This is a genomic window from Aquitalea sp. S1-19 (assembly GCF_024343515.1).
Genome location: NZ_RJTZ01000176.1, coordinates 1 through 3,431 on the forward strand (window position 1 = coordinate 1; position 3,431 = coordinate 3,431).

Here is a 3,431-nt window from a genome sequence, read left to right on the forward strand (position 1 = left end):
GTGATCAAGAACGACACCCTGTACGTACAGTCCGGCGCCGGCATCGTCGCCGACTCGGTGCCCGAATCGGAATGGCAGGAAACGCAAAACAAGGCGCGCGCGGTGATCCGCGCGGCGGAACTGGTACAGGCGGGGCTGGATGGGTAAGACTGTTTGGCCCGTTCCAAGTGATTTGAAACACTGATGGCTCCGGGAAACACCACCGAGCAGCTAAAAGTCTATTCAAGAATTTAGTACTCTACGCCACTCACAGCGGCCACATAGACCAATCCGCATTATTGAATCGAGTCATACATGAGCAAATCGCCCATCATTACCCCATGCAGCAGCTGTAATCGCGACACCCGGCAAGATGTAATAAATGAAAATATTGACAGCTTCCATGATTACCGAATGGATACCCACTATCAAATAATCGCATGCCGAGGCTGCGAAACAAAGAGCTTTAGAATAATCACCTATTATATTGAAGATGCCTATCAAATTTCAGATAACGAATGGGATGTGCCAAAAGACTTTGAAACATATCCTAAAACCCTCCCCAACCACCAGTCAATTCAAGATATAGATCGAGTACCTGATGTAGTAAGGAATATTTACCAAGAATCAATCGAAGCAATAAAGGTAAAATCAAATATACTAGGAGGAATAGGTCTAAGAGCGACCATTGAAGCAATTTGCAATGAACAAAAAATCATAGGAAGAACTCTAGAGACTCGAATAGATAAACTAAAAAAAGCAGGACTCGTCTCAATCATGGACGCAGATCGGCTACATGCAATCAGATTTTTAGGAAACGATGCTGCCCATGAAATACAATCCCCAGACATTTATAAACTCTTAGCTGCACTTAAAGTAATAGAACACTTAATAACCAACCTATACATATTAGACAGCGACGTAAACTCCACACTACAAACCATAATAAAAGAATATTCTGAATTCGAAAAACTACTAGAAATTAAATTAAAAAATAGCCCTACTAACGTGGAACGCCCCTTGATAAACATACTAGGCCGAGATACCAGAAGACTGCACGGCCACTTAAAATCTCATGAAGACCAACTCATATTAAAAATAAAATCTGGAACATACTCATTACTTACCATAGGGAAAATTGATAGTTTTGCTGGGTCAAAAGATAAACTACAACACTACATCGCTCAAAGCCCAAGTAATTAGAACGTGGATTCAAAAAGTAAGTGCAACAGTCAATAGTTAATTTTGTTCAATGGCTTACCACTTTTGAAGACCGCTGTCGGCGCTTGCCAACCCAGTCGTTTTCGTGGCTGATGATTTAACTGTAGGGTCTCGGACAATTGGATATCCATCCGCAGCTACCCGCTCTTCCTCGCTAGGGAGGTTTTGGGTAAGCTGCGACAGTCCACTGTCGAGGCCCGATCTTGAACATTCGTCTGCATAAAAATGCGCGTACTACACCCGCCGTGCGCGCCTACATCCGCAACTCCGATAAGACCCCGCGCGAACTGGCTGACGAACAGGGTGTCGGCATCGACAGCATCCGCAAATAGCAGCGCGTAGGGTGGGTTAGGCCACAGGCCGTAACCCACCAACTATTTGCAAGGCGCAATACTTCTGTGGGTTACGCCGCCGCTGGCGGCTAACCCACCCTACAAAGCCTTACAAACTAGCCACACCAATGGGGAGCCGCCCCAAACCCCGTAGCCGCAAGCCGCGGCAAAGGCGGCCGCCAAGGTTTTAAGCCGCCCTTTGTTTGAGCAATTTGACGCTAGCAAATTGCGAGTTGGGCGGCGCCTTGGCGGGCGGCTTGGGCGCGGGGTTTCGCAGCGGCTTCGGGTCGCCTTTTCTTTCGGGTATTTCTTTTGGCGAGACAAAAGAAATACCCCCGTTGGCCGCGCGGAAGCGGCAATCAAAACGTCCGCGCAGCGGACTCCAACCCGAAATACGCTTTGCGAAGTCACTCGCGACTAAGCACTTCGCGCCCTGTCCCGCTGCAAGCGCTCCAGCGCCGCTTGGGCGGCATCGGACGGACTCGCCCCGCGCTTGATCTCATAGGCCAGCAAACGCTCCACCATCGCTGCGTCGCCACCGACTGCGCGCAGCAATTGGGCGTAGGCATCGGGGTTGACCTGCGCACCGCCACCCGCCGGCGCCCGCGCCGTGCGTTTCGCCACCACAGAGCGGCGGCGCAGCGGGAAGGCAAACAGCAGCCCGGCAGTCACCGCGAGCACCTGCGCGACAAACTTCACATCGTCGCGCCAGACGGCGGAGATCACCGGCTGCGGCGCCTGTGCGGCGTCGAGACTGGCGGCGGGGCGCTCGACACGGAACAGCAGCGTGTAAGTGCCGACCCCTTGCCCGAGCACGCCGCCGCGATTGACATAGCGCCCCGGCGGCAAATCTGCCCCCGGCCTGAACCCGCTATAACTGCCCAACGTGCCGTCCGCGTGGGCGACCAGCACATAGCCCGCATCATCGCGTGCCTCGGCCTGCACCACGATGCCGTCGCGGGCGACGCGCACCGCCTCGCCCAGCACCGCCCGTCCCTGCGCCTCGCCACCTGCCAGCGCCCCCATGCTGGGGATGGGCCGCAAGTAGGCGTAGCTGTCCTGATGCTGCGCCGACACGAGGCCGGGCCGGCTGCGGCGATTGAAGCTGACCTGCGCCCCCGGTGCCAGCCTGATTTCGGCGATGACCCGGCGCACTTCTTCCGGCCTGATTTCGACCTGCATGGGCCACGACTGCGTCGAGGATTGCACCGCCCAGGCCGGCGTGACTTCGATATGTACCGTCTCCGCCCAGCGACCGTTGCCCGACAGCGCAAGCGAGGTGCGCCCGTCGCTCAGGTGTTCGATATGCAGCTCGGACGCCCACAAGGGCGCACAGAGCAGCGCCCACAGCAAGCCCAGCGCCACACGTCCGTAATGCCAGCCATGCTTAATCAAGGCGCTGCCCTCCTTTGACCAGATAGGCCGCCTCGATGCGGCCGGTGTCCTTCTCCACCCCCAGGCCAGAATTTTCTGCGGTCGGCTCAAGCGCGTAGCAGCTTCCGGTACCGGCAATTTGACGACCCGCTTTGCCGCGCAGTGCTTCGGGCGCGTGCTCGAAACAGGCCATCGGGTAGACATGGCCCGGCTCGAACACCATCACGCTGCGGATGCCCAGCGTTTCGAGCAGGCTGACTGCGAGAATAGTCTTGTCCTCGCAGTCGCCGGCCGCTGCCGCCAGCGTCTGCCGCGGCGGCTTGATATAGTCGCGCCCGCCATCCGGATCGTTGCGGTAGTCGATACGGTCGGCGACGAAGCGCGCGATGCTGTCCGCCTCGCAAGCCTGATCGCGTACGGCGCAGCCTTTAACCAGACGCGATGCGAGCACATTGATTTCCGGGTCACGCGCATCCACTGCGGCCAGATAGTCGCGGTGCGGGTCGTCACGCAGCGGCCCGGCGA

At 56.3% G+C, this 3,431-nt stretch carries 5 protein-coding genes; 3 read left to right on the forward strand and 2 right to left on the reverse strand.

The genetic code is table 11. The features are described from left to right. The 3 genes from EGI20_RS16630 to EGI20_RS16640 form a co-directional block, all read left to right on the forward strand. On the forward strand, positions 1-147 hold a 147-nt coding region (locus tag EGI20_RS16630; RefSeq protein ID WP_498632821.1), incomplete at its 5' end, for a chorismate-binding protein. Between the two features lie 147 nt (positions 148-294). Further along, on the forward strand, positions 295-1,182 hold the full coding sequence (locus EGI20_RS16635; protein WP_498632241.1) for a DUF4145 domain-containing protein: 888 nt from the start codon (positions 295-297) through the stop codon (positions 1,180-1,182). Between the two features lie 221 nt (positions 1,183-1,403). Beyond that, positions 1,404-1,532, forward strand: a complete 129-nt coding sequence (locus EGI20_RS16640; protein ID WP_498632816.1) for a hypothetical protein — start codon at positions 1,404-1,406, stop codon at positions 1,530-1,532. Between the two features lie 417 nt (positions 1,533-1,949). On the opposite strand, the gene EGI20_RS16645 is transcribed toward EGI20_RS16640, so the two are convergent. Further along, entirely contained in the window at positions 1,950-2,927 is a 978-nt protein-coding gene (locus EGI20_RS16645; protein WP_498632818.1) for a hypothetical protein, read from the reverse strand. After that, positions 2,920-3,431: transglutaminase domain-containing protein (locus tag EGI20_RS16650; RefSeq protein WP_498632820.1), on the reverse strand; the 512-nt coding region annotated here is incomplete at its 5' end. The genes EGI20_RS16650 and EGI20_RS16645, both read right to left, overlap by 8 nt.

Bases quoted from the DNA above. Each gene is read 5' to 3' on its own strand.
- EGI20_RS16635 (WP_498632241.1), top strand. From the start codon at position 295: ATGAGCAAATCGCCCATCATTACCCCATGCAGCAGCTGTAATCGCGAC.